Raw genomic sequence first — 24387 nt, 5'->3', positions numbered from 1 at the left:
ACAGGATTGATAGTATTCTTTAGAGACCCGTATCCCCCGAACAGAAAAAGACTGCCGGCCATTTTACCAGTCGGCAGTCTTATCTATGTGGTCGGGATGACAGGATTTGAACCTGCGACCCCCTGGTCCCAAACCAGGTGCTCTACCAAGCTGAGCCACATCCCGTTATTCTTATTTTTATACTGTTTTTGCACTAAAATGGTCGGGATGACAGGATTCGAACCTGCGACCCCCTGGTCCCAAACCAGGTGCTCTACCAAGCTGAGCCACATCCCGATCTTTTCATTTTAAGTCTGATTAAGCGACAAGATATAATGTAACATGCAACACAGGGAATGTCAACATAGCGTATCTATTTTATTGAGAAAATTTACTGTTATATCACGGGCAGGCGGCCTTTTAGCAAACAAACAGGGATGAGTGCTTCATCCCAGTCTGTTTGGACCTGTTCCCTGTTTAATCGTCCAAATAACCTTTGTTTTTGGTGGTAGGATTGTTAATAATACCGAGCATGACGAGAAGACCAAGAATCGAGTTGACCCACTCATTGTATTCCGCATTCCCGATGTCCATGCCAAACGCTTTGAGCAACATCATTGCAAACGCAGCTGTGGAAAGCCAAAAACCATAGTTACGGAAACGGCTCATCCAATCCACCCTCCTCCCCCTTCCTAAAGGAGATGAAAAGTTTTATGTGAGAGATCCATTTCATGTTTTGATATCTCTCGTAGACATACTATGCGGAAAAAATATATTCGTTTGGATTTTGGTCAAAAAAAAGACAGCGAATCCTTCTTTTTTGAGAAGCATTCGCTGTCTTGCCGTTTTTTGGTGCCGAAGGTGGGACTCGAACCCACACTCCACAAAGGAACACGATTTTGAGTCGTGCGCGTCTGCCAATTCCGCCACTTCGGCATGTTGATATTATTATTTGCCTTTTTATTTAGCACATCGCAACGACAAGATATAATTTATCATGGAATGAAGGATGTGTCAAGACTTTTTTTATTCCCCGGATGCCTACAGCTTATTTAGTATCGTCTTTCACCAAATAACATCGGTGTTATGGGGAAATATAAGCAAAAAGGTTTCCGGAGGTGCTTCCAGTGACAAAAAAAGATTTAAACGCAAAAAGTGAATGGAATGACGGACGGTTGGCCGACAATCCGGCTGAACATGACCCAACTTCACATATTACCGCCGGAATACAGGAATCTTACGGTTTAAACCCTCATATTACCGATAATCCGGAGGAAATGAAAGAAGGGCGCTCTGATCCGTTCAACAGGATACAAAAACCACTGCCTTAGGTAAAAAACCGGTAAGAAAGCTGAGAAGAACTGTTTCTCAGCTTTTTATACCCATTTTCACAAACAGGCCGAAACTTGCACATTCATTCTCCAACTAAGATGTTTCTTTACTTGTTCCAAAGCAGGAAGCGCTGTCATGGACCCTTTTCTCGAGGCAGCAATCCTCCTGAAACTGGCAAACCGGATAAATAATTCCAGCTCTTTGACGTCAGTTCTTTTCCTTCATACTGATTCAAACAATTTGACCTCTTCACACGGCTGAAGCACAGGCACTCCCGATGGTCGCTGTGGAATTCTGCTTGCGACCACCCAGTGAGGTACGATCGCTGAACGGTAAGCAGTACCAGTGGAACCCTTTTACACAATTCCTCAGCCCGAGGATGTCCGTTAAAAAGAATATTTTACTTAAAGATTGTCAGACTAGCAAGGGATGAACCCCCGTTCGTTTGACGCTCGCTTTCATCCTAATGCTGAAGCAAAGGGTTTTCTCGCTCACATTTTATAAAAACCTCCCCTGTTTTAAGTATTTTAGTGTTGCGGGGTGATAGAACATGCTTCATCAAATCAGGCAACCTTCCGCGAATGTCCCTGCTCATCGCTGGGTGATGACTCAGACATGGACGGACTTGTTGTTTGTGCACTGGCCTGTCCCGGTCGGACAGATTTGTGATCTTGTTCCGGATCAGCTCCGGATTGATACCTATGATAGAACTGCATGGATCAGCCTGGTTCCGTTTGATATCCGGCAAATCCGCTTGAAAGGACTCCCGCCAATCCCCCTGGCCAGCCGGTTTCCCCAGATTAATTTGCGAACCTATGTCGTGGTTGGCGGCCATCCCGGTGTCTATTTTTTCAGCATTGATGCGGCACACAGATTAGCAGCGGCTGTATCCCGGATATTTTTACATCTGCCATTCTATAACGCTCGGATCCATTTGCAAAGAAAAGGCAGCGAGATCCGCTATTCCAGCCGCCGCACACATACACAGGCATTTTCTGCGGAGTTTAGAGTAAGTTACCGCCCATACTCATCCGTATTTCAGGCACGGGAAGGGTCGCTCGACCACTGGTTAACAGACCGCTATACCCTGTACACCGTTCACAAACGCCGGCTCTATCAAGGAGATCTGTCCCATCACCCCTGGCCTCTGCAATATGCAGAAGCAGATATTTCCAGGAACACGATGGCAGAAGCCTGTAAGATTACCCTTCCGGACACCCGACCGGTTCTTCACTATGCTTCCAAGATGAAAGCTTTCATTTGTCCGTTAGTCAAAGTATAGGAGATTTTTCAATAATAAAAAATGGCGCCGACCCTTGAGTGAAGGATCAAGCACCTTAAAGCTATTTCATCCGTTCAATGTTTTCCCGAATCCGCTCTTTTGGCAAAATGATTTGTGTAAATTCACCTTCACCGACAATGGCGCGGTTGTGCTCGGCAAGTACTGTACATACGACTTTGTTGGGGGTGGATTGTGTCACCCTGGCGACAAAGGTTACCTGTTTGCCCAACGGTGCAGGGGCACGGTGCCTCACGTTGATGGAAGCACCAACTCCCTCTTCCCCTGCTTCAAGAAAAGGCAGGATCACTTTACGCCCCACCCATTCCATGTAGTAAACCATAGTGACTGTAGATAAAGCAGGGTGAACCATCTCCCCCCCAAAAGAGGCGGCCATCTCGTCCGTGACAGTGATCACCATCTTTTCTTCATAACCCGGAACAAGCCCTGGTTTCATCGATGCCTCCTAGACACCGAACGGATTGAGTGACTTGGGTCCCACATAGGAGAGGACACTTTTTGTCTCCATATAGAGGTCGAGGGACTCAAGCGCCAGCTCCCGTCCAAAGCCGGATTGTTTGTATCCGCCAAAAGGCAGGCCCGGGAATGCGGAAAACGGATTGTTGATCATGATGATGCCCGCTTTGAGTTGGGCTGCGACACGATGGGCGCGGCTGAAATCTCTGGTCCAGAGAGCGGCTGCCAGTCCGTAGATAGTATCATTGGCCAGCCGGATCACCTCTTTTTCGTCTTTAAACTTCATCACTACAACCACCGGGCCGAATATTTCCTCCTGTGCCACCCGCATGTCGTTGGTGACATCAATGATCACCGTGGGCTCATACCAGAAGCCTTTTTCAAACTCTGACCCTTCCGGCCGTTTTCCGCCGTAGAGAACACGCGCTCCTTCCTCTTTGGCCAGCTGCACGTAGGAATCAATCGTGTCCAGCTGTGCCTGGGAGATAATCGCCCCCACATGGGTTTCTTCACTGAGCGGATCACCCAGTTTCAGCTTTTTTGTTTTCTCCACAAATTTTTCAATAAACTTGTCATAAATATCTTCATGGACAAAGAGGCGGGAGCGGGCTTCACACGATTGGCCGGTATTGTAGTAGATGCCAAACACAGAACCATTGACCGCTCCTTCAAGGTCGGCATCCGCAAAGACGATATTTGGTGACTTGCCACCCAGTTCCAGGGTTACCCTTTTTAATGTTTCGGATGCTTTGGCCATGATATCTTTACCCGTTGCTGTCTCCCCGGTAAATGCCACTTTATCCACACCGGGATGTTCAACCAGATAAGCGCCCACATCTGACCCGCTCCCTGTAATTACGTTGATGACACCGGCAGGCACACCTGCTTCATGGCAGATATCGGCCAGCACCAGAGCGGTAAGCGGGGTGAGGCTGGCAGGTTTCAAGATCAGGGTACAACCTGCTGCCAGTGCCGGGGCTACCTTCCACGCCGCCATCATCAACGGATAATTCCAGGGCACAATCTGCGCGCAGACACCGACCGGTTCTTTGGTGGAGTAATGGAAAAAACCGTTGGGAACAGGTTTCGTATGGCCCGAGATCGTGGAAACGGCTCCCGCGTAGAGTTCAAAGTCTTCAATCGCCTGCATCACTTGTCCTTTCGCGGCAGAGAGGGATTTTCCGCTGTTGAGCACTTCTAATTCAACCAGAGCGTTAAAACGCTGACGCATGATGGCTGCCACTTTGTTCAGGATTTGTCCCCGTCGTGAGGCCGGCCAGCGGGCCCATTTCCCATTTTCCAGCGCTTCCCGGGCTGAAGCCACCGCTTTGTCTACATCATCACGTGTCGCTTTGGCGACTTGAGCCAGTTTTTCGCCCGTGGCCGGGTTAAATATATCAAAGAATTGTCCAGACCCGCCCGGCAGATGTTCTCCGTTGATCAAAAGATGGTACTCTTCTTTTAATAATTCATTTTTTTCTTTCAGCATGCAAATCCTCTCCTCATACCCGTTGGATTTTTTTGCGAATGAAGATAATATTTCATTTGCCTGCAGCCGGGTTTTCTCACCCGTCCACTCGTTCAATCAGGGTGGCAATGCCCTGCCCCACCCCGATACACATGGTAGCCAGCCCGTATCGTCCGCCACGGCGCTTTAGTTCGTGAACTAACGTGGTCATAATTCTCGCCCCGCTGGCACCGAGAGGGTGGCCCAGAGCGATGGCTCCGCCGTTGACATTTACCTTGCCGGCATCGAAGCCGAGTTCACGCATACAGGCTAACGCTTGTGCGGCAAAAGCTTCATTTAACTCGACCAGATCAAGGTCCTTCACTGTCAGCCCGGTCCGCTGCAATACTTTGCGTGTTGCTTCAACAGGGCCCATACCCATATAGTGGGGATGAACACCTGCCACTGCAAAACCGGCGATTCTGGCAAGAGGAGTGGCCCCCTGTTTGCAAGCAAACTCTTTTTCCATCAGCAACACGGCAGAGGCTCCGTCATTGATGCCCGAAGAGTTGCCAGCCGTCACGCTTCCTCCTTCCCGGAAAGCAGGAAGCAATTGGGAGAGCTTTTCCAATGTGGTCTGAGGGCGGGGGTGTTCATCCTGTGCAAAGAGAAAGGTGTCTCCATCTCTTTTTGTTACCGGAACCGGGATCACTTCGTCGGCAAACTTCCCTTGCTCCCACGCAGCTTTGGATCTCTGTAGGCTGGTGATCGCAAATTGATCCTGCTCTTCCCGGGAGATTCCAAACTTTTCAGCTACATTTTCTGCGGTCTCCCCCATACTGATCGGATCATACATTTTCGCCAGACGAGGGTTGACGAACCGCCAGCCTAACGTAGAATCGACCAGAGTTTGATTTCCCCGGGCAAACATATCTTCCGGTTTCAGCATCACCAGGGGAGCCCGGCTCATGCTCTCCACCCCTCCGGCAATCATTACCTCGCCACAACCCACGGCAATCGCGGCTGTGGCCTGATTGACCGCTTCCAGGCCGGAACCGCACAGGCGATTGACGGTACATCCGCCGACTTTGTCGGGCAAACCCGCCAGGAGGAGAGCCATGCGAGCGATATTGCGATTATCTTCACCGGCCTGATTGGCACAACCGAAAATAACATCTTCCACATGAACCGGATCAAACTCAGCTTGCCGTTCCAGCAAAGCGCGTATGACACTTGCAGCCAAATCATCGGGACGAACAGAGCTGAGCGATCCCTGAAATCTTCCAATCGGAGTACGAACTGCATCAACAATCACTACTTCTCGTTGCAAGTATCCATTCACCACCTTTTTGTGTGAAACTGTGTGTCTCAAAGGGGGAAGGCAGAATTCTGTCTCGCCCCCATTCCGCAAAGGGCAGCCCTTTCTTCACTCATACTGATAAAAACCTCTGCCTGATGCTTGTCCCAGATAGCCTGCATACATCATCTTTTTCAACAGGGGTGCCGGACGGTAACGTTCTTCCCCCATCTCCCTGTATAAGCCTGTGAGAATGGCTAACACTTGATCAATCCCGATGGCATCTGCCCATTCCAGAGGACCAAATGGAAAGTTGGTTCCTTTTTTCATCGCCAGATCAATATCTTCTGCGCTTGCGATTCGTTCAGATAAAGCAAAGGTTGCTTCATTGACCAATAGAGCCAGTGTGCGGGGAAAGACAAGTCCCGGTTCATCCCCGACTACTTCTGCTGTTTTTCCAAGTTCTGTCCAGAAGAGAAGATTTTGCTTCCATGTCGGGTCTTGATCTGCTTGCAAGGGACAGCTTACTTCCACAATGTGCATCTCTTTCAAAAGCAGGGGCGAAAAGCCGACAACACGCTCCGGATGCTTCATCCAGGAGGCGATCTCAGTGGCGGTACGGTGCAAAGTTGATGTAAAAACGGGCACCGTTGATGCGACCAACCTCTCCACCTGCACCAGATGTTCCTTTTTCGTTTCAGTCATGCCTGATTCCACGTCAATCACTGCGCGAACATCCCCGAGAGTAAACGCTGCAAACGGAATCACATTGACACCGTAATCATTGAGGGTATCTTTTACCTTCCCGAAAAGTGGACCACTCCCGATCAGCACAACACTATTTTCCATAGTTGTAATGCCCCTTTCCCACCTTCCTGCCCAATGCGCCTCTCTCCACCATCGTTTGTTGCCGGGGATGGGGGCGAAAGCGAGGTTCGTGAAAAAAACCTTCATAGACGGAAACGGAAGCGGCGTAATTGATATCGATACCGATCAGGTCTTGTAATTCAAACGGGCCCATTTTAAAGCCGGCGGAACGCATAATCCGATCCACTTGTTCTTTGGAAGCGACTCCTTCACTGACCATCCAGTACGCTTCAAGATGAAAAGGCCGCGCCACCCGGTTGACTAAAAAGCCGGGGGAATCCGCCACTTTTACCGGTATTTTGCCGAGATGCATCATCCAGTCCATCATCGCCTGAGCCAATCCGGGATCGGTCTCTGCTCCTAAAACAACTTCAACCAGTGGCATTCTCTGAGCCGGGTTAAAAAAATGCAATCCCAGAACCCGTTCAGGGTGCTGTAGAGCGGAAGCAATCGATGTGATGGAAAGAGACGATGTATTCGATGCCAGGACAGCTTTGGGAGAGGTAACGGCATCTAATTGTGAAAAGATCTCTTTCTTTACTTCCAGCCGCTCAACCGCCGCTTCAATAATGACATCTGCTTTGTGTAACTTTTGCAATTCGTATACAGGATGGATTCGACTGATCAAGGCGTCCGCAAACCCGGTTGTGAAACGTCCCTTCTCCACTTGTTTTCGGAGACGCTTTCTCAGACTGTCCAACGCGCGTTCAAAAATCTGCGCGGATATTTCATATACTTGGACTTGATGACCGGCCGCCGCCAGAAATTCGGCAATTCCCATTCCCATCGTTCCCGCTCCGATGACAGCAGGGCGATGAACAGACATATGACTCACTGGCTCTCACCGTTTACTTCTTCACCCACCATCATGGTGACAAGTTTTCCGGCAAACCCCATTAAATCTTTGGCTGCAGCTTTTCCTTCCGGACTTTGCATGGAGTTTTGCAAAGCTTCCATACTTTCAAAATAGAGATCTGCCTGTAAATAGTAAGGGGACTGTTCCCCCATCGGCGTACCGGAAAATTTGGTTATATTTGCTCTGATCAGTCCCGGCATTTTGTTTGTCAGCGGGAGGTGCGTATTAAAATAATGTTCATCAAAAGCTTTCAATTCTTCCGGCTGTTTATACAGGGCAACTAATTTCACCATGTTTACATCCCTCTTTCCGGTTTGTTTTTTCTGTGAAAGTGTGTGTCAGTGTTGCGGCGGTCAATCAAACGTACCGCTTTTCCCTCGCTGCGTGGAATCCGGCCCGGGGCGTGCATGACAACTTGTGCGGATAAGCCCAGGGTATCCCTCAACTTCTGCAATAAATAATTTTGGAGCAATTTTGCCTGTTGTCCATTCTGAAGCTCTTTACCAACACTGCGGTAATAGGTCTCTGTAACCTCCACTTCAATGGTAAGACGGTCCAGCCCTCCTTCCCGCTCTACCATCAGTTGGTAATGGGGAGCCAACTCCGGTTGTGACAGGATGATCGGTTCGATTTCCGATGGAAAGACATTGACGCCGCGGATGATCAACATATCGTCAACCCGCCCTTTGATCCGGGACATGCGTGTATGGGTTCGTCCGCAACGGCAGGGCTCACGATGGATTGAGGCTAAATCACCCGTCCGGTAACGAATCACCGGCATCGCTTCTTTAGTCAGTGTTGTAAAAACCAGTTCACCCAGTTCACCATCGGGTACGGCCTCCCCCGTGTCCGGGTTGATCACTTCAACCAGAAAGTGATCCTCTGCGATATGCAAACCTTCTTTGGCTTGCCAGCACTCAATCGCCACTCCCGGTCCAATGACTTCAGATAGTCCATAAATATCAACGGCATGGATTCCCCACATTTCTTCCAGTGCCTGCCTCATCTCTTCGCTCCAGGGTTCCGCCCCAAAAATACCGTATTCCAGGGAAGTGCTGCCGGGTTTTTTGCCCGCCTCCATCATGGCTTCTCCAAGGCTCAATATAAAGGAAGGAGTACCGGCAATCCCGCGCGGGCGAAAATCTTCTATCAACATCGCCTGCCGTGCCCGATTGCCGCCCGACACGGGAATGGTGGTCAATCCTAACCGCTCAGCACCGTAATGCATACCCAGCCCGCCTGTAAACAAGCCGTATCCATAAGCATTGTGAAACAGATCTCCCAGTTTCCCGCCGGCGGCAATAATCGCCCGGGCACACACTTCCGACCAATGGTCCAAATCTCTTTGCGTGTATCCTACTACTGTCGGTTTCCCTTTGGTGCCGGAAGAGGCATGCAGCCGGATCACTTCCTCCATCTCGGCAGCAAACAATCCAAACGGATAGTGGTCACGCAAATCCGATTTTTTGGTAAAGGGCAATTTGCCCAATTCTTCTAAACCTTTAAATGAAGATGGGTCAACTCCGGACTCTTTAAACTTTTTCTGATAAAAAGGGACACAATGGTAAACCCGCTCCACCGTTTGGCACAACCGCTTGTCTTGCAGGCGGCTCAGTTCCTCCCGCTCCATGGCTTCAATTACCGGTTGAAACAAACGTATCCACCTCCCCTTCACTCTCAATCCTTTATACCTTTTTCATCCCTTCAAACGGCTGGCGACAACTCTTGCAGTAATAGATGGCTCGGCAAGCAGTAGGACCAAACAAATTTTCCACTTCCCCTTCCGCTGAGCCGCAATAAGGGCAAGCTGGGAGTTGAAGCGGATCATCGTCCCGGCCGACGGGTGAAGCGATACCAAATTCTCTTAACTTTCGTGATCCTTCCGGGGTAATGCGTTTGCTTGTCCAGGGAGGATCAAAGATAAAGCGCACCTCAACCTGTTCAATCCCCTCCTGTTGCAACATTTGCTCACTAACCTTTTCACGGATGATATCCAGTGCCGGACACCCTACAAAAGTGGGCATCAGCTCTACTTCAACCCATTTTTGACCGATACGCACCCGGTAGACCATTCCCATTTCAACCACACTGACAGAAGGAATTTCAGGGTCCTTCACTTCCTGTAAAAGTTCCCACACCTGCTCTGCAGACAGACTGCCCAATTTTCTCTCCCCCCTTGCCAGGGAAAACATCCTTCCTTTTAAAGATAAACTCCAGTCCCCTGTTTACCAGTGTGCCTCCGGATCAAGACGGTAAACTTCTGCCATTTCGGAAAGTAATTCTTCCAGGTCTTCACTATGCTGCCCGTAACGACCGTCGAGATGTGGTTTGGGAATCTCACCGGGCCAGGACAGCCCTGCTTCGGCAAAAGAAGTCCGCATACGATTCATCCATCTTTGCCGGATCTCCCCGGAACCGGCAGCGAGAACCCCTTGCTCCACCAATTCCTGCTCATACGGACCAAAGCAAAATAACCCCCCCAGATCCGGCCAGATATCGGCAACCGCTTTTTCCAGGCGTTTTCCGGCTTCCCCACCCGCTTTGCCCAGACGGGTAAACCACATATGCATATGCAGCAAATGATACTGCTCTTCGCGGCGGATCTTGGCTGCTCCCTGAGCCAATGGCAAGTAGCGGGAATCCAGCATCGCTTGCAGGCGCAGATCATCAAACACATCGTAAAAATAGTGGCGGACGACGGAATAAGCCCAGTCACCATTTCCTCTTTCCAGTAAAACAGCGTTGTGCCTCTCTCTGCCTTGACGCATAAAGGCAAGATAGTCAGGGTCTTTTTCCCCCAGATCATGTAACAGTTCAAAGAAAAATACAGCATGTCCCACTTCATCCTGGGCAATCGAACTAAATGCCACATCCCCTTCAATATCGGGACACAAGCCCAGCCACTCTGAGTCGCGGTGGCCGATGGTAAGCTCATCATCCGCCGCCTGAAACAGCAAATCCCGTATCATCGCCATTATCTTTTCATTTTCTTTAGCTTGTGCGGCATTTTCGATTCGCATATAGCCACTCTCCCCCTATGCTTGTTTTTTGGGACGTTGTTTCTCTTTGCGTCCTTCGACATAAGCGACAATCTCGTCCAGGGAAATGGCTTTCTCCTTAAACATCCTCCACAAACGTCCATTTTCGGTATAACCGGCAACCTCACGGTATTTGCGGTCAATCTCCCGGGCGAAAAATTCTGCTTCGTAGGGGGTGGCAGTGATTTGTTCACGGGGAACGACCCAGAGATTTACTGCTTTCTCCCGCCGCAAAAAGTTCTCTCTTGCTGTCTGAATGGCTACATCGGGTGAAGGGGCAACCAGACTGCCTGCATGAACATGATGATCCGTGTGGGTTCGCTGAATAAATACCTCATAGATATTGAAGTCCGCTTGTTTCTCTCCCATCCCCTTCACCTCACACCGCTGTTGTGTCCACCCGTGAGTGAATCATCGCTTCCCTTACCCAACGCTGTCCCTCATGTGCAGACTGGCGCAATTCCATCCGTTCACGCGATTTGGGCCCTTCATTATTCCGCACGATCCGTCCAAATTTTTCCCAGTCAGGAGATGTGTACAACCAGCGCTTTTGCTCTTCGTCATAGCGCAGGTTGGGATCAGGAATGGTCAGACCGAGGGACAGAATGCGGGGAACATATTTATCTAAAAATTTCTGTCGCAATTCCTCATTCGTTTTGGTGCGGATCTTGTAATAAATCATCCGCTCGGCGGCAGGAGTGACCTCTTGCGGGCCAAAGAAGAACAGCAAAGATTCCCACCAGTAATTAAGCGAGTCCTGCAACATCTGCTTTTGTTCAGCAGTGCCCATCGCCAGAGCCAGGATGATATTTTCCCCGTGTTGCATATGGAAACTCTCTTCGGCACAGATCCGTTTTAACACGCGCGCATAAGGAGCATAAGAGGTTTCCAGGAGGGCGGCCTGGTTAATGATGGCGGCACCATCAACCAGCCACCCGATCACTCCCGCATCGGCCCATGTTTTTGCTTCCATGTGAAATACGTTGTGAAATTTGACACGGCTCAGGTAAATATCTTCAATCAGCTGTTCACGGGTTTTCCCAAGCGGAGCCGCCAAATCTTCTGCCACCCGTAACAGAAGCTGGCCATGCCCCATTTCGTCCTGCACCTTGGCCATAATCGCCAATTTACGCCGCAGGCTGGGCGCTTTGGGAACCCACTCTTTTTCCGGATAGGCCCCCATAATCTCACTCACACCATGCATATGGATCAGCTTGATTAACAGCCGGCGGTATTCATCGGGCATCCAATCGGTTGCTTCGATTTTCTCCCCGCGCTGAATCCGCTCCATAAACCGGAGCTCACGCACATCATCCGTCATGGTTTGCCCTCCCCTTTTTTCACTCTGAAACCTTTCAGCATCATGTCTGCAAAACGCTCGGAAATCTCTTCTGCGGACAAGTCCCCTCCGGGACGATACCATTGATACAGCCAGTTTCCTACAGACAAAATGAGCAAACGGGCAAATTTTTCATCCAAATCAGCAAATTCCCCTGCGGCTGCTCCCTCAGACAAAATGCGTCCCCAGAGCGCTTCATATTGATCCCGCTTTTCCTGAATCGTGTCCCGCCGCCCGTTTGTAAGCGCTTTCCATTCGTGAAAAAAGACTGTTGCAGCCTCCAGATTTTGTTCAATCACCTGAATATGTGCCTTTAAAGCGCGTTTCAGCTTTTCTTCCGCCGTGGCCTCACTTTCCACAATGGGCCGCAGCGATTCCAGAAAAGCTTGTGCTCCCCTGTCAGTGATCTCAAACAATAAATCTTCTTTCGTATTGATATGCGCATACAAACTTCCGGACAGGATTCCACAGGCATCCGAGATGTCGCGAATTGTCGTCCCATGGTACCCCTTCTGGCTAAAAAGCTTACAGGCGATATTTAATATTTCTTCTCTTCTACCTACTTTTGGCATCTCCATATTCCCTTCTCTTCTAAAACAAGCGCTTGTTTGTTTTAATAGTAAAAGAAAATTCACACGTTTGTCAAGGCTGTTGGGAAATACGAATCTATCATGAAGAGGAAATTCTGTCTATATATAGCCAGCAAACTTACAGACTATTTTGAAGAAAGGAGAAAAGAGTTTACATTTCCAATGGACCTACGGGGCACTCCGTTTCGTAGGAGCTGCAAACGGGGCCAACCCGATTCCAGTGGTCATCCCATGCCATCCAGTCATTGGAAAAAACGGAACTTTGACAGGTTATCGAGGCGGACTGGATCTCAAGGCAGACTTACTTCGAATAACAATTACTTTTCCGGATTGCAGCAAACGGAGCCTCCCAAGTTTGAAATCTGTCGCATTTATGATCGGACCCTTGTGATTGCAAAAGATCCGGCCGGAAAAACACAATAAAAAACAATGGAGAACATCCCCATTTCTTGTTACTATTAAATAATAGTTAAATAGAAAATATAAACCGATCCCTATTAAACTATGATGATCATAACAGCAATACTTAATATTTTACAATTTTTCATTTTTGAGGGTGCTTATGCAAAGAAGAAAAGTTCGCATTGCAGGTGTTGGCAAATATTTGCCGCAAACCGTAATCACTGCTGAAGAAATGGACGAGCGAATCGGGGTGCCAATCGGATGGGTGGAAAAGAAATCCGGAGTGATCAGGCGCCATTTTGTAAACGGGGAAACCAATTCACAGATGGGTGCATATGCAGCCAGAGAAGCTCTGGAGATGGCCGGGCTTCATTTATCGGATATGGACTGCATTGTATGTGCGAGCGGCACCTCAGAGCAAGCCATTCCTTGCACAGCATCATTGATTTATAAAGAATTAGATCCCGGGCACCAGGGAATTCCGGCTTTTGACATCAATTCCACTTGCCTTAGTTTTGTAACAGCTTTTGATCATCTTTCCTATCTCGTTGACGCGGGACGTTACCGGTATGTTTTGCTGGTTTCTTCGGAGATTGCTTCGATTGGATTGAACTGGAATCATAAAGAAAGTTGTGCATTGTTTGGAGACGGGGCTGCTGCGGTGATTATCGGCCCGGCAGAAGATGGGGCTTCCGGGATTCTCTCTTCACATATGGAAACGTACAGCCAGGGGGCTCATTTATCACAAATCCGCGGGGGCGGAACCAAATATCACCCGCGAACATATGCAGAAAACATCGACCCGGACCATTTCCTTTTTGAAATGGACGGAGAGGCATTATTCCGGATGTCGGCCAGATATCTGCCCCGCTTCATGAAGCAATTGCTCCCAAAAGATCTTACCATGAAGGAGATCAACCTTGTCATCCCGCACCAGGCAAGTATGATGGCAATGCGGATTATGCAAAAAAGGCTGAAAATATCCGCTGAGCAAATGTTTATCTTCGCCCAAAACCACGGAAACACCATCGCCGCTTCCATTCCGATGGGCATTTATGAGGCAGTCAAGCAAGGCAGGGTAAAACGGGGAGACAAAGTAATGTTGATCGGCACATCCGCCGGACTCTCTCTCGGAGGGATCATACTTGTCTACTGATGCCAAAACATTCCTTTTAACCGGCGGGCGCGCCCCATGTACATTGGAGCTGGCCCGTCTGCTTTATCATGCCGGACACCGTGTTATCGTAGCAGAGAGCCTGCGTCACCATCTCTGCCGCTTTTCCCGTGCCGTCGCCCGCAACGTGCACGTTCCTCCGCCCAGGCAGGATCCTGACGGGTTCTTGTCATCTTTGGCAGAAATTGTAAATCAGGAAAAAGTAAATGTGCTCATTCCAACTTGTGAAGAAGTGTTTACGCTTGCCAGAGGTTCCGGTCGTTTCCCGGATCACTGCCGTGTCTGGGTGGAACCTATCGAACGGTTGACCCCCTTGCACAACAAGTGGACCTTTATCCAGGAAGCCGGAGAACTGGGGCTTCAAACGCCCATGACGTGGATGGCTGCTTCCCACAGCAAACTGACTGAAATTCTGCGCAACATCAACGGCAAATTTCCTATCATCCTGAAACCTGTCTATTCGCGCTTTGCTGCTGAAGTTTACCTGCTCCGTCATCCAGCTCAGCCGTGTCCAGCTCTTTCCGTCTCTCCTGAAAAGCCCTGGATTGTTCAGGAGTGGATTGACGGCAGGCAGATATGTACATACAGTCTGGCATTTGAGGGAAAATTGATCGCCCACTGTGCCTACCGAACCACATTTACTGCCGGAAAAGGCTCCAGCATCCTGTTTACGCCCATTGAACATCCTCAGCTGTTGAAGCATGTGGAAGAATGGATGGCCAGCAAAAAATATACCGGCCAATTTTCCTTTGACTGGATTGAGACAGCCGAAGGCAAACTTTATCCGATTGAATGTAATCCGCGAGCCACCAGCGGGATTCACTGTTTTGGGGAATCGGATCGACTGGATCAAGCTTTTGCCAGGCCGGAAACAGCTTCTCTCATCCTTCCGCAGGCTGGAGTGCAGCGGATGCTGTCGCTGGCAATGTGGAGCTACGGTCTGTTTTCAGTTCGATCATTCTCTCAATGGAGAAATTGGATTAAGTCTTTGCTGGCTGCTCAAGATGTTGTTTTTCGCTGGAGAGACCCTCTCCCCTTTATCTGCCAATTTCTTCTGTTGATCTATTTTTGGAAACAGAGCCGCCGGCATCAGATCTCGATGCTTGAAGCATCTACCTACGATATTGAATGGAATGGAGAATACTGATGAAAGCACTTGTCACCGGAGCAACCGGATTTCTGGGACAGGCCCTGGCACTCAGGCTTCGCAAGATGGGCTGGCTGGTAACGGGTACCGGGCGAAACCTGGCCATCGGAGAAAAGCTGAAAAAGGCAGGAGTTCTCTTTATACCCGGCGATTTATCCCGGCCGGAGCAAATCATCCCCCTTTGTGAAGGGCAGGAAATCGTATTTCACTGTGGCGCCCTTTCCTCTCCATGGGGGCCCTACCGCCTCTTTTATGAAAGCAATGTTCTGGGAACCAGACATGTGATTGAGGGTTGCCAAAAGGTTGGAGTCAAACGTTTGGTCCATGTTTCAACACCAAGCATCTATTTTCAATTCAAAGATCGGATTAACATTGCCGAGACAGATCCTCTCCCCCGGAAAATGGTGAATGCCTACGCCCGGACCAAGTGGCTGGCAGAACAGGAAGTGGATCAAGCCCACCGGGAAGGCTTGCCTGTCATCACGATTCGCCCGCGTGCTTTATTTGGTCCGGGTGACAATGCCATTCTGCCCCGGTTGCTAAAGGCCAATAAGCGGGGATGGATTCCTCTGATCAATGGCGGGAAAACTCTGATTGATGTCACCTATGTGGAAAATGTGGTTGATGCTCTTCTCTTATGTGTCGATGCGCCCTCATCCGCTCTCGGCCAAAAGTATAACATCACCAATGGGGAACCCATGCTGCTGATCGACTTGTTGGAAAAATTGTTTCAACAGCTCGGGCAACCGCTTCACAGCAGAAACTTCTCTTTTACAACGGCTTACTCCCTCGCCGGGATGATGGAGCTTTTTTCCAACACTATCAGACGGGGAAAAGAGCCCGTTTTAACCAGATATACTGTTGGTGTACTGGGAAAAAGCCAAACATTGGACATTTCCAAAGCGCAAACAGAATTGGGGTATCAGCCGCAAATTTCTATTGATGAAGGACTGGAACGATTTATTGACTGGTGGAGGAAACAATCATGCAACACGTAAAATGGACCTTAATGTCCGGAGGGTATTGCACACATCCGGAAAAAATGGTGCTTCCTTACAAGAAATTGAAAAAACGTATCTTTCCCGCCCTTTTTTCCCTGATTGAGCATCCTGTTCACGGCCCGATTTTATTCGACACCGGCTACTCTTCCCGCTTTTTCAGTGAAACGAAACGTTTTCCTTACCGATTGTTCCGGCTGATCACCCCTGTTACGTTCAGCGAACATGAATCTGCGCGAAGTCAAGTGAAAGAAGCCGGTTATGCCCCGGAAGAAATTCGTACTATCATTCTGTCACATTTACATACTGACCATGTCGCCGGGTTGATGGATTTTCCACGGTCTGAGATGATATGCTCCCGCTCTGCCTGGGAAGCCGTCCGGGGAAAAGAAGGCTGGTCCGCACTGAAAAGGGGATTGATCCCCAGCCTTCTGCCTGGTGATTTTGCTGATCGGGTTCTGTTTGTGGAAGATACTCCCGTTCTTTCCATCAAAGATCGTTTTTCCCCATTTGAAACGGGGCGGGATCTTTTCGGTGACGGGAGTTTAATCTCTGTCGCCCTTCCCGGCCATGCCGCCGGACAAATCGGCCTGTTTCTGCGGACAGAACAGCAGGGAACTATTTTTTTGGCCGCAGACAGCTGTTGGGTAAGCGAAGCCTACCAGAAAAATGTGCTTCCCCATCCGCTCACAGATCTCCTGACCGCAGACAAAAAAGCTCTGGTAGAAAGTTTAGCCAAAGTACATGCCCTCTCTTTGCAACATCCTGATATTACCATCGTTCCTTCCCATTGTCTGGAAACATGGAAAACTCTTTCCGCCCCGGGAGCGAGGTGAGATAACCAGTGCAAATACCAACCATGTTAACCCAGTATCTGCTCACCCGATTCCGCCGTTCCTTTCATTCACGCGAACAGCTTGAAGCATGGCAGGATCTCCGGGTTCAAAAACATATCCGGGAAGTACTGAAACATTCCCCCTTTTATCGCGAACATTTCGGCAGCCTCTCCCCGGATGAGTGGAGACACTTTCCAACCATTGATAAGACGGTGATGATGGAACATTTCGACCGGTTGAATACGGCAGGGATCAAAAAAGCGGAAGCTTTTCAATTAGCCATGCGGGCCGAGGAAAGCAGAGATTTTACCCCTACAATCAGGGGGATCACGATTGGCCTCTCCTCGGGTACATCAGGAAACCGGGGATTATTTCTGGTCAGCGAGAAGGAACGTTACCGGTGGGCAGGAACCATGCTGGCAAAACTGCTGCCCGGCTCCTTGCTCGACCGTCATCACATCGCCTTTTTCCTCCGTGCCAACAGCAACTTGTACACCAGTGTTGAACGGGGACGGATTCAATTCCGCTTTTTTGATTTACTGCGCCCGGTTAAAGAACACATCGAACAGCTAAATTCTTTTCAACCGACCATTTTAGTCGGTCCGCCGTCGATGTTGCGATTTTTGGCTGAACAGCAACAGCTGCAACAGCTGAACATTCACCCGCAAAAAGTGATCTCTGTAGCGGAAGTGCTGGACCCGCTGGATGAGGCAGTGATCAGCCGCGCTTTTCAGCAAACGGTACACCAGGTCTACCAGTGTACAGAAGGCTTTCTTGCCGTCACCTGTCCTTATGGAACACTTCATATCAATGAAGACATTGTTGTGATTCAAAAAGAGATGCTCGACCCGGACACCGGCAAATTTTCACCCATCATTACCGATTTTTCGCGTTGGACACAGCCCATCCTTCGCTACAGGCTGAATGATATCTTAACAGAGCGCAAAACTCCCTGTCCCTGTGGCTCCGTCTTTCTGGCGATTGAACAGATTGAAGGGCGCTGTGATGACCTCTTTTATTTTCGTTCGCTTTCTTCGGATCAACTGGTTCCGGTCTTTCCCGATTTTATCCGTCGCGCCATCATCACAGCCGATGAAGAAATCGAAGAGTACCTGGCCATTCAACACAGCCCGGAGCAAGTAGAGATATCGCTTCGGACCGCCGCAGTGAACAACCGGGGGCCAATCAGGCAAAACATACTCGCATCTCTGGAAAAACTATGTGACCATCTCGGTTGTTTGAGTCCATCTGTCCGGTTTACTTCCTACAGCCGAAAACCCGGCGCAACCAAACTGCGGCGGGTAGAGAGAAAATTCCCCCTTCAGCAGTAGCGGCCGGGGGATTTGTGCATTGAATTTTGACTTTTCATCACATTTCCATATAGATGAACGGTTCGTTTTCTTACCCCCTGATATAAAATAGTTCCAAAGACCGTATCGAACAAGATAAAAAGGCTTGAATCTCACATTACGTAAGGTTTTATAATAAGTTCGTTAAAGGAAGAACCCTTCATAAATTGAACGGAACAAGATTCACAATATGTCTCAGGGGGCGAATGAATCGTGCTTCACTTTATCGTTGAGAACCGCTGGACCCTATTGATCGGGGCGGAAATTGTATTTTGGCTGACAACTATCTCCTTTTTGGTCTTGCGCTACGGATTAGGTTTGCATAAACTCAGCAAAGTCCTGTTAGGAGTTACTTTGTTAAATGAATGTTGGATTATTGTATTGGGGCTGCTGGACTATATGGAGACGGGAAAATTCTCCACCTATCAGGTGATCATTGTCGCCTTTATCATCTACGCCTTTACTTATGGCAAAAAAGACGCACAGCGTTTAGACCGCTTTGTACAACGTAAAATAGCTGAATGGCGCGGCGAACCCGTTCCCGCCCATTTATGCAAGGAGAAAGAAAAAAATAAATTATACGGATGGGCCCACACAAAAAAAGAACTGAAAGCCCTGCTTATACACCTTCTCGTCTTTACGGCTGCCCACATCATCTTCGTGCTTACATTCGGCCTGTCTGTCCCTGTGGCTGATCTTTTGGAAAAGGCCCCCTCCCAATGGGGGAGCCAACCTCTTTTCCAGTCTGCTCTGGTAAGCAAAATCAGCATGGTATGGTCTCTCATATTCGTCATTGATGTGGTGATATCTTTTTCCTATGTGATTTTCCCCAAAAATAAATAGAAGATTCTTTATTTTTTTGTCCGAATCTAATATGATACATCTTGAACAGATATTTACAGAATCACGGACACAGGGAGTGTTGGTCGATGTTTACAAAATCCGGGCAAAACCGTAAACACATGAGCGATGATGCCTTTATGTCCTACAATTTCTGGTTGACCAATGCAGAGGTTGAGCAGATCGAAGCACTGGCCAATCAACATCATATTCAACCCGCCGCTGTTGTGCAAAGGATCATCAAACATGCACTGAAACAATTGCGGGAAAAAGGCGGCAAGTGATTAAACCGAATAAAAAACAGACATCAAGCTGAGGAGTGCTTACATATGCAAATTTTTCGTTTTGACTCATCGGTCAGCCGTAAAATCACTCAGTTCAGCAGTACAGGGGTAAAGATTTCTCCGATTATGCGAACAGATGGAAAATTGCAAGCAGGTTGTATCCATTTTGCTGCGCATAGCGTTTTGGGGTTTCATCCTGCGGTTGTAAAACAATTATTTTTGGTTGTTGCAGGAAGCGGTTGGGTTCGGAGCAAGACGACAGAAAAAGTCCCGATTATGTCAGGTCAAGCCGTATTCTGGGAAGCAGGTGAAAATCATGAATCCGGTTCAGAAACAGGCATGACAGTGATCGTCATTGAGGGACCCGGTGTAGACCCGTCTCTCTTGATGCCGGCGAACAAATGACCTTATCTAAAAAATCTAATGAAATGAATCGGAATATATATGACTCTTTTTTGATCTTTTCAAGGTAAAGGATGAGACCTGTGAAAAAAGTTTTTATTTTCTTGTTATTGATTTTGTTGATGACAGCTTGCAGTAACCTCTCCTCTGACACCACAGGCGGGAATGACAGCCAGCAAAGTGATCCGTACACTGCCCTGCAAGGGGACTGGATTGAAGATGAAGTGTGCAATTATACACATACCATTTCCTTCATGCCCAAAAACGCAATGTTTCTTGGCGACTCCTTACCGGGTACCTACAACATATTGAAGGGGACAAGTTTAAGCTTGAGTTTTCCGGAAAGAGCGTGATTGTGACGATGAAAGCAGACAGGGATCAACTCACCCTGCAGGAGGAAGGGAAATCTGAAGTCTGTAAAATGATTCGGGATAAAAATTAGTATGAAAATCTAAGCCACTCAGAGTTTGAGTGGTTTTTTCTAAGGTACTTTATAGACGATGACATTTTGTTCAGTTACAGTGGTACGTTCATTTTTCAAACCTTTTTGAGACAAGTTCTGTTAAAGCCCGCTCTGGCAAATGACAATGAGGGGCTTTGCGGCACAATAAAGAGCCTCAGTCCGACAGAGGCTCTTTTCCAACTCAGTATACCAAATCAATAAACTCTTCTTTTGTTATGTTTCCGAAATAATGTTTGATATCCATTCCGGCCAGGGACTGTTCAATCTCCTGCCGGTCATAACGTTTGCCAATCAGGCGCTTTTCAATGTCGGACACATCACCGATCCCAAAGAAGTCTCCGTAAATTTTACAGTTTTGAATGATTCCTTTTTCCCCGACGTCAAGCCGGACATCGATGGAGCCGATGGGGAAGCGTTTGGTATGCTGGACGTTAAACTCTGGAGATTCACCGTAATTCCAGTCCCAGTTCTGGTAGCGTTCTTTTGAGATCTGACGGATCTTCTCCCAATCCGTATCAGTGAGAACATATTCAGGAATGGGACTGTGCCCTGCAAAGATGGACTCTAACAAGATTTTTCTAAACTCCTGAATCGTCAACGGATGTTGCAAATAGTCACTGATATTGGCGACACGGCTGCGAACCGACTTGATCCCTTTGGACTGGATTTTTTCCTGCTTCACATTGAGGGCTTTCACCACCCGCTCCAGGTCTACGTCAAACATCAACGTTCCATGGCTGAACATCCGTCCCCGAGTTGAGAATTGAGCATTTCCGGAGATTTTTTTGCCATCGACCTGGATATCGTTCCGCCCGCTCAGCTCTGCATGGACTCCCAGCTGATGAAGCGCTTCAATCACCGGTTCGGTAAACTTGTGGAAATTGGCAAAGCTTTTTCCGTCATCTTTGGTGATAAAGCTGAAATTCAAATTCCCCAGGTCATGGTAGACCGCTCCTCCCCCGGACAGCCGCCGGACCACATGAATATGGTTCTCCCGCACATAATCCACATGAATCTCTTCTACTGTGTTCTGGTGTTTCCCGATAATAATTGAAGGTTCATTTATATAGAAGAGAAGATAGGTATTTTCAATATCCAAATGCTTCAACGCATATTCTTCAATCGCCAGATTGATGCGCGGATCAGTGATATTCCGGTTATCTATAAATAACATTGTTGTTCACTCCTCTGAAAAGAAGCTTGCCCATCTATTGTAGATCAAAGAAATTGATTTGTCATTTTTACAATAACCGTTGTGAAAATAGGAAAAATGGGTACACCGGGTTAGAAGCCATGAAAGAGGCTGTTGGTGCAAGTATCATGGGGAGGACGAGTGCATCAATCTGAAACAAGTGTCGGACTCCTGAGAGGGCTTATGCCCTCCCTCGTCCGAAGCCAATTCATCCCCCCACCTACTTTGTTAAGGTGGGAGTCTTCTCGGCTTTTTGAGATAAAAATTATTTTAGTGTCCACAGAGAAAAAATGTTCGTGTAAGATATAGAAAAAGAAACTGCGAAATTGTCGAAAGGCGGTGATCTGTGTTGTCTTTGAAACAAGCAGAAGAATTGCTGCAAAGATATTACGGGTTTCCTTCATTTCGCAGCGGACAAAGACAAGTGATCGAAAGTATCCTGACCGGATATAACACGCTGGGGATCATGCCGACAGGGGGAGGGAAATCCATCTGCTACCAGATTCCGGCATTGATGTTTCCCGGTGTTAGCGTTGTGGTTTCTCCTTTGATCTCACTGATGAAAGACCAGGTGGACGGGCTGCATCAACTGGGGGTCCCGGCTACATATATAAACAGTTCACTCACCTTAAGAGAAATCGACCAGCGAATTCGCAAAACACTGGAAGGCAAGTACAAACTTCTGTATATCGCACCGGAACGGCTGGAGTCAGACCGCTTTCATGCCATTTTTGAAACCCTTCCCGTTTATCTGGTAACGATTGACGAAGCCCACTGTATATCACAATGGGGCCATGATTTCCGCCCCAGTTACCGTTCGATGGCGCAGATGATCCGGCAACTGCCGCGCAAACCGATCATTGCGGCCCTCACCGCAACAGCCACTCCGGAAGTGCGTGAAGATATTGCCACTCTGCTGGGCATCTCCGGCAAAAATATCTACGCCACAAAATTGCAACGGGAAAATTTAAGTTTCGCTGTTCGCCATGAAGAAAACAAACGGGAATTTATACAAAACTATCTTGCCGTTCATCAGGGGCAAACGGGGATTGTCTACTGTTCCACCCGCAAGGAAGTGGATCAGTTGCACCAATTCCTCACAGCCCGGGGCTTTGCAACGGCTGCTTACCATGCGGGTATGAGCGATGAAGAAAGAAGCCGGGCTCAAGAAAAGTTTTCCTATGATCAGATTCAAACCATTATTGCCACCAATGCCTTTGGGATGGGCATTGATAAATCTAATGTGCGGTTTGTCATTCATTACAACCTGCCAAAAAATCTGGAATCTTACTATCAGGAAGCGGGACGGGCAGGGCGGGACGGCGAAGAAAGTGAATGTATTCTGCTGTTCAGCCCCCAGGATGTATATACACAGAAGTTCCTCATTGAAAATTCCGGACTGGGACCCGAACGAAAGCGGCACGAACTCAGCAAGCTGCAGGCGATGCAAAATTACTGCCACACCGAACAATGCCTGCAAAACTCAATTATCGGGTATTTTGGCGACCATGAAACAAACCCTTGCGGTAAATGCAGCAACTGCCGCAGATTAACAGAGGAAGAGGAAATAGATATCACGATTGAGGCCCAAAAAATCTTTTCCTGCATCAAACGAATGAAAGAAAAATTTGGACTGTCCACCGTATCCAAAGTATTGAAAGGCTCCAGGAGCAAACGGCTTTTGGAATGGGGGCTGGATCGCATCCCCACTTATGGAATCATGAATGAACATACGGAAAAAGAGATTTATCAACTCTGCCAGATGCTGCTTGCCGAAGGTTATCTGGCCATCAAATTGACTGACCAGTCCCTTCCAGTAGCTAAATTGACAGCAAGAGCTGTCGAGGTGTTAAAAGGGGAGCGAAGGGTAAGCAGGCTGAGAAAGATACATAAAGATCTGCCGGCACAGAGCGATGCGCAAAATGATTTGTTTGAACAGTTGAAGGCCATTCGCCTGAAACTGTCTCAACAGGAACAAATTCCTCCTTATATCATATTTCATGATTCTACACTCAAGGAGATGTGCCGGCGGTTACCACAGAGCCGGGAGCATCTGCTGACCATTTCCGGTGTGGGTGAACGAAAGGTTGACAAGTATGGAGAGGAGTTTTTAACCGTCATCCGGGAATATGTGGATCAACACGGGATCACTCCGCCAACAACATTGCCAGACTCCAGGCCGGACACCGGCAAAAAAGAAGCAAGCCATCTGGTTTCCTATCGCATGTACCAGCAGGGAAAAACAATTGAAGAAATTGCCCGTGTCCGGGAAATTACCAAAAATACGGTTGAGGATCATCTATTACGGTGCGGGTTGGACGGCCTTTCTCTTGATTGGGACTCTTTTATTCCCGCCGAACACGAAGCCTTGATCATGGAAAAAATTGAGGAGATCGGTGCCCAAAAGCTAAAACCGCTTAAAGAGTCTCTTCCCCGTGAGGTCAGTTACATGGCAATCAAGGCGGCGATTGCCAAAAGGCAGCATTTGCTCCCCGTACAAACATAGCCCATTTCATTCCTGTGCTGAAATGGGCTGACCCGTTTTATATCTTTGCGAGCGAGAAAACCACTTGCTTTAGCTATGTGGATGAAAAGCGAGCATCGGACGAGGGAGGGTTGATCCCTCTTGCAAGTCCGACATTTTTTTTGAAAAATACAGTTTACAAACACATGTTCTTTTGTTAATATTTACCTAAGTTGCTCTTTGAAAAGTGGATAGCCTATCGGGTTGTGCAAGCCAATCGTCTTGCATGTAAAATGCTATGCGTACCTGATTGGCCAGGATGAAAAGCGAAAACC

Annotated in this window: 26 protein-coding genes, 3 tRNA genes and 1 pseudogene; 13 read left to right on the top strand and 17 right to left on the bottom strand. The window is 48.3% G+C overall.

Annotated elements, in window-relative coordinates; translation table 11 throughout:
- Nucleotides 1-88: 88 nt before the first annotated feature.
- The 4 genes from I8U27_RS03595 to I8U27_RS03580 form a co-directional block, all read right to left on the bottom strand.
- A tRNA-Pro gene (locus I8U27_RS03595) sits at nt 89-165 on the bottom strand.
- 34 nt (nt 166-199) lie between these two features.
- Nucleotides 200-276: transfer RNA gene (locus tag I8U27_RS03590), tRNA-Pro, on the bottom strand.
- 180 nt (nt 277-456) lie between these two features.
- The gene (locus I8U27_RS03585; RefSeq protein WP_181750646.1) at nt 457-648 is read right to left on the bottom strand and encodes a phage holin; all 192 of its coding nucleotides are present in this window, start codon (nt 646-648) and stop codon (nt 457-459) included.
- Between the two features lie 181 nt (nt 649-829).
- Nucleotides 830-915 (bottom strand) — tRNA-Leu (locus tag I8U27_RS03580).
- A 191-nt stretch (nt 916-1106) separates the two neighbouring features.
- Between I8U27_RS03580 and I8U27_RS03575 the strand changes: the two genes are divergently transcribed.
- Entirely contained in the window at nt 1107-1310 is a 204-nt protein-coding gene (locus I8U27_RS03575) for a hypothetical protein (protein ID WP_181750645.1), read from the top strand.
- A 551-nt stretch (nt 1311-1861) separates the two neighbouring features.
- Nucleotides 1862-2593, top strand: a complete 732-nt coding sequence (locus I8U27_RS03570) for a YqjF family protein (protein ID WP_181750644.1) — start codon at nt 1862-1864, stop codon at nt 2591-2593.
- A gap of 61 nt (nt 2594-2654) precedes the next feature.
- On the opposite strand, the gene I8U27_RS03565 is transcribed toward I8U27_RS03570, so the two are convergent.
- The 12 genes from I8U27_RS03565 to I8U27_RS03510 all read right to left on the bottom strand — a co-directional run bounded on the left by I8U27_RS03565 (nt 2655) and on the right by I8U27_RS03510 (nt 12489).
- Nucleotides 2655-3047 (bottom strand): thioesterase family protein, encoded by a 393-nt coding sequence (locus tag I8U27_RS03565; RefSeq protein ID WP_181750643.1) that lies wholly within the window; start codon nt 3045-3047, stop codon nt 2655-2657.
- A gap of 9 nt (nt 3048-3056) precedes the next feature.
- The gene (locus I8U27_RS03560) at nt 3057-4556 is read right to left on the bottom strand and encodes an aldehyde dehydrogenase family protein (protein ID WP_181750642.1); all 1500 of its coding nucleotides are present in this window, start codon (nt 4554-4556) and stop codon (nt 3057-3059) included.
- 76 nt (nt 4557-4632) lie between these two features.
- Entirely contained in the window at nt 4633-5844 is a 1212-nt protein-coding gene (locus I8U27_RS03555; RefSeq protein ID WP_181750641.1) for a thiolase family protein, read from the bottom strand.
- Nucleotides 5845-5940: 96 nt separating this feature from the next.
- Nucleotides 5941-6660: a 3-hydroxyacyl-CoA dehydrogenase family protein gene (locus I8U27_RS03550; protein ID WP_181750640.1), complete on the bottom strand. Its 720-nt coding sequence runs from the start codon at nt 6658-6660 to the stop codon at nt 5941-5943.
- A complete protein-coding gene (locus I8U27_RS03545; RefSeq protein WP_181750810.1) occupies nt 6650-7504 on the bottom strand; it encodes a 3-hydroxyacyl-CoA dehydrogenase NAD-binding domain-containing protein in 855 nt (284 codons plus the stop codon). Before I8U27_RS03545 ends, I8U27_RS03550 begins: the two co-directional genes overlap by 11 nt.
- Before the next feature lie 5 nt (nt 7505-7509).
- A complete protein-coding gene (locus I8U27_RS03540; RefSeq protein WP_181750639.1) occupies nt 7510-7827 on the bottom strand; it encodes an EthD family reductase in 318 nt (105 codons plus the stop codon).
- A 2-nt stretch (nt 7828-7829) separates the two neighbouring features.
- Nucleotides 7830-9164 (bottom strand): phenylacetate--CoA ligase family protein, encoded by a 1335-nt coding sequence (locus tag I8U27_RS03535; protein WP_181750809.1) that lies wholly within the window; start codon nt 9162-9164, stop codon nt 7830-7832.
- A gap of 55 nt (nt 9165-9219) precedes the next feature.
- Complete coding sequence (paaD, locus tag I8U27_RS03530) at nt 9220-9696, bottom strand: 1,2-phenylacetyl-CoA epoxidase subunit PaaD (protein WP_445164671.1); 477 nt, start codon at nt 9694-9696, stop codon at nt 9220-9222.
- 63 nt (nt 9697-9759) lie between these two features.
- Nucleotides 9760-10554 (bottom strand): 1,2-phenylacetyl-CoA epoxidase subunit PaaC, encoded by a 795-nt coding sequence (gene paaC / locus I8U27_RS03525; RefSeq protein ID WP_181750637.1) that lies wholly within the window; start codon nt 10552-10554, stop codon nt 9760-9762.
- A 15-nt stretch (nt 10555-10569) separates the two neighbouring features.
- Nucleotides 10570-10941: a phenylacetic acid degradation protein gene (locus tag I8U27_RS03520; protein WP_181750636.1), complete on the bottom strand. Its 372-nt coding sequence runs from the start codon at nt 10939-10941 to the stop codon at nt 10570-10572.
- A 10-nt stretch (nt 10942-10951) separates the two neighbouring features.
- Complete coding sequence (paaA, locus tag I8U27_RS03515) at nt 10952-11893, bottom strand: 1,2-phenylacetyl-CoA epoxidase subunit PaaA (RefSeq protein ID WP_232345228.1); 942 nt, start codon at nt 11891-11893, stop codon at nt 10952-10954.
- Nucleotides 11890-12489, bottom strand: coding sequence for a TetR/AcrR family transcriptional regulator (locus I8U27_RS03510; RefSeq protein ID WP_232345227.1), 600 nt, complete (start codon nt 12487-12489; stop codon nt 11890-11892). The genes paaA and I8U27_RS03510 overlap by 4 nt, the downstream gene beginning before the upstream one ends.
- A gap of 187 nt (nt 12490-12676) precedes the next feature.
- Between I8U27_RS03510 and I8U27_RS03505 the strand changes: the two are divergent.
- The 10 genes and pseudogenes from I8U27_RS03505 to I8U27_RS03460 all read left to right on the top strand — a co-directional run.
- Nucleotides 12677-12892 (top strand): annotated as a pseudogene (locus I8U27_RS03505) (methylated-DNA--[protein]-cysteine S-methyltransferase); the annotation flags it as partial.
- 171 nt (nt 12893-13063) lie between these two features.
- Entirely contained in the window at nt 13064-14059 is a 996-nt protein-coding gene (locus I8U27_RS03500; protein WP_181750633.1) for a beta-ketoacyl-ACP synthase III, read from the top strand.
- The gene (locus I8U27_RS03495) at nt 14049-15224 is read left to right on the top strand and encodes an ATP-grasp domain-containing protein (RefSeq protein WP_181750632.1); all 1176 of its coding nucleotides are present in this window, start codon (nt 14049-14051) and stop codon (nt 15222-15224) included. The genes I8U27_RS03500 and I8U27_RS03495 overlap by 11 nt, the downstream gene beginning before the upstream one ends.
- Entirely contained in the window at nt 15224-16222 is a 999-nt protein-coding gene (locus I8U27_RS03490; RefSeq protein WP_181750631.1) for an NAD-dependent epimerase/dehydratase family protein, read from the top strand. Before I8U27_RS03495 ends, I8U27_RS03490 begins: the two co-directional genes overlap by 1 nt.
- Nucleotides 16210-17058, top strand: a complete 849-nt coding sequence (locus tag I8U27_RS03485) for an MBL fold metallo-hydrolase (RefSeq protein ID WP_198065841.1) — start codon at nt 16210-16212, stop codon at nt 17056-17058. The genes I8U27_RS03490 and I8U27_RS03485 overlap by 13 nt, the downstream gene beginning before the upstream one ends.
- A gap of 8 nt (nt 17059-17066) precedes the next feature.
- A complete protein-coding gene (locus I8U27_RS03480; RefSeq protein WP_198065840.1) occupies nt 17067-18389 on the top strand; it encodes a F390 synthetase-related protein in 1323 nt (440 codons plus the stop codon).
- A gap of 231 nt (nt 18390-18620) precedes the next feature.
- Nucleotides 18621-19250 carry a hypothetical protein gene (locus tag I8U27_RS03475; RefSeq protein WP_181750630.1) on the top strand — a complete coding sequence of 210 codons (630 nt, stop codon included), beginning with the start codon at nt 18621-18623 and terminating at the stop codon, nt 19248-19250.
- An 86-nt stretch (nt 19251-19336) separates the two neighbouring features.
- A complete protein-coding gene (locus I8U27_RS03470) occupies nt 19337-19531 on the top strand; it encodes a hypothetical protein (RefSeq protein WP_181750629.1) in 195 nt (64 codons plus the stop codon).
- 45 nt (nt 19532-19576) lie between these two features.
- Nucleotides 19577-19936 carry a cupin domain-containing protein gene (locus tag I8U27_RS03465; RefSeq protein ID WP_181750628.1) on the top strand — a complete coding sequence of 120 codons (360 nt, stop codon included), beginning with the start codon at nt 19577-19579 and terminating at the stop codon, nt 19934-19936.
- A gap of 80 nt (nt 19937-20016) precedes the next feature.
- Nucleotides 20017-20286 (top strand): hypothetical protein, encoded by a 270-nt coding sequence (locus I8U27_RS03460; RefSeq protein WP_181750627.1) that lies wholly within the window; start codon nt 20017-20019, stop codon nt 20284-20286.
- A 291-nt stretch (nt 20287-20577) separates the two neighbouring features.
- On the opposite strand, the gene I8U27_RS03455 is transcribed toward I8U27_RS03460, so the two are convergent.
- Entirely contained in the window at nt 20578-21570 is a 993-nt protein-coding gene (locus I8U27_RS03455; RefSeq protein WP_181750626.1) for a lipoate--protein ligase, read from the bottom strand.
- Nucleotides 21571-21934: 364 nt separating this feature from the next.
- On the opposite strand from I8U27_RS03455, the gene recQ reads away from it, so the two are divergent.
- Nucleotides 21935-24094, top strand: a complete 2160-nt coding sequence (gene recQ / locus I8U27_RS03450; protein ID WP_198065839.1) for a DNA helicase RecQ — start codon at nt 21935-21937, stop codon at nt 24092-24094.
- Nucleotides 24095-24387 lie beyond the last annotated feature (293 nt).

The sequence above is a fragment of the Paenactinomyces guangxiensis genome, from assembly GCF_016055185.1.
Lineage (GTDB): Bacteria > Bacillota > Bacilli > Thermoactinomycetales > Thermoactinomycetaceae > Paenactinomyces > Paenactinomyces guangxiensis.
The sequence above is the reverse complement of the archived record's forward strand: the minus strand, read 5'-3'. Positions and strand labels throughout refer to the sequence as shown.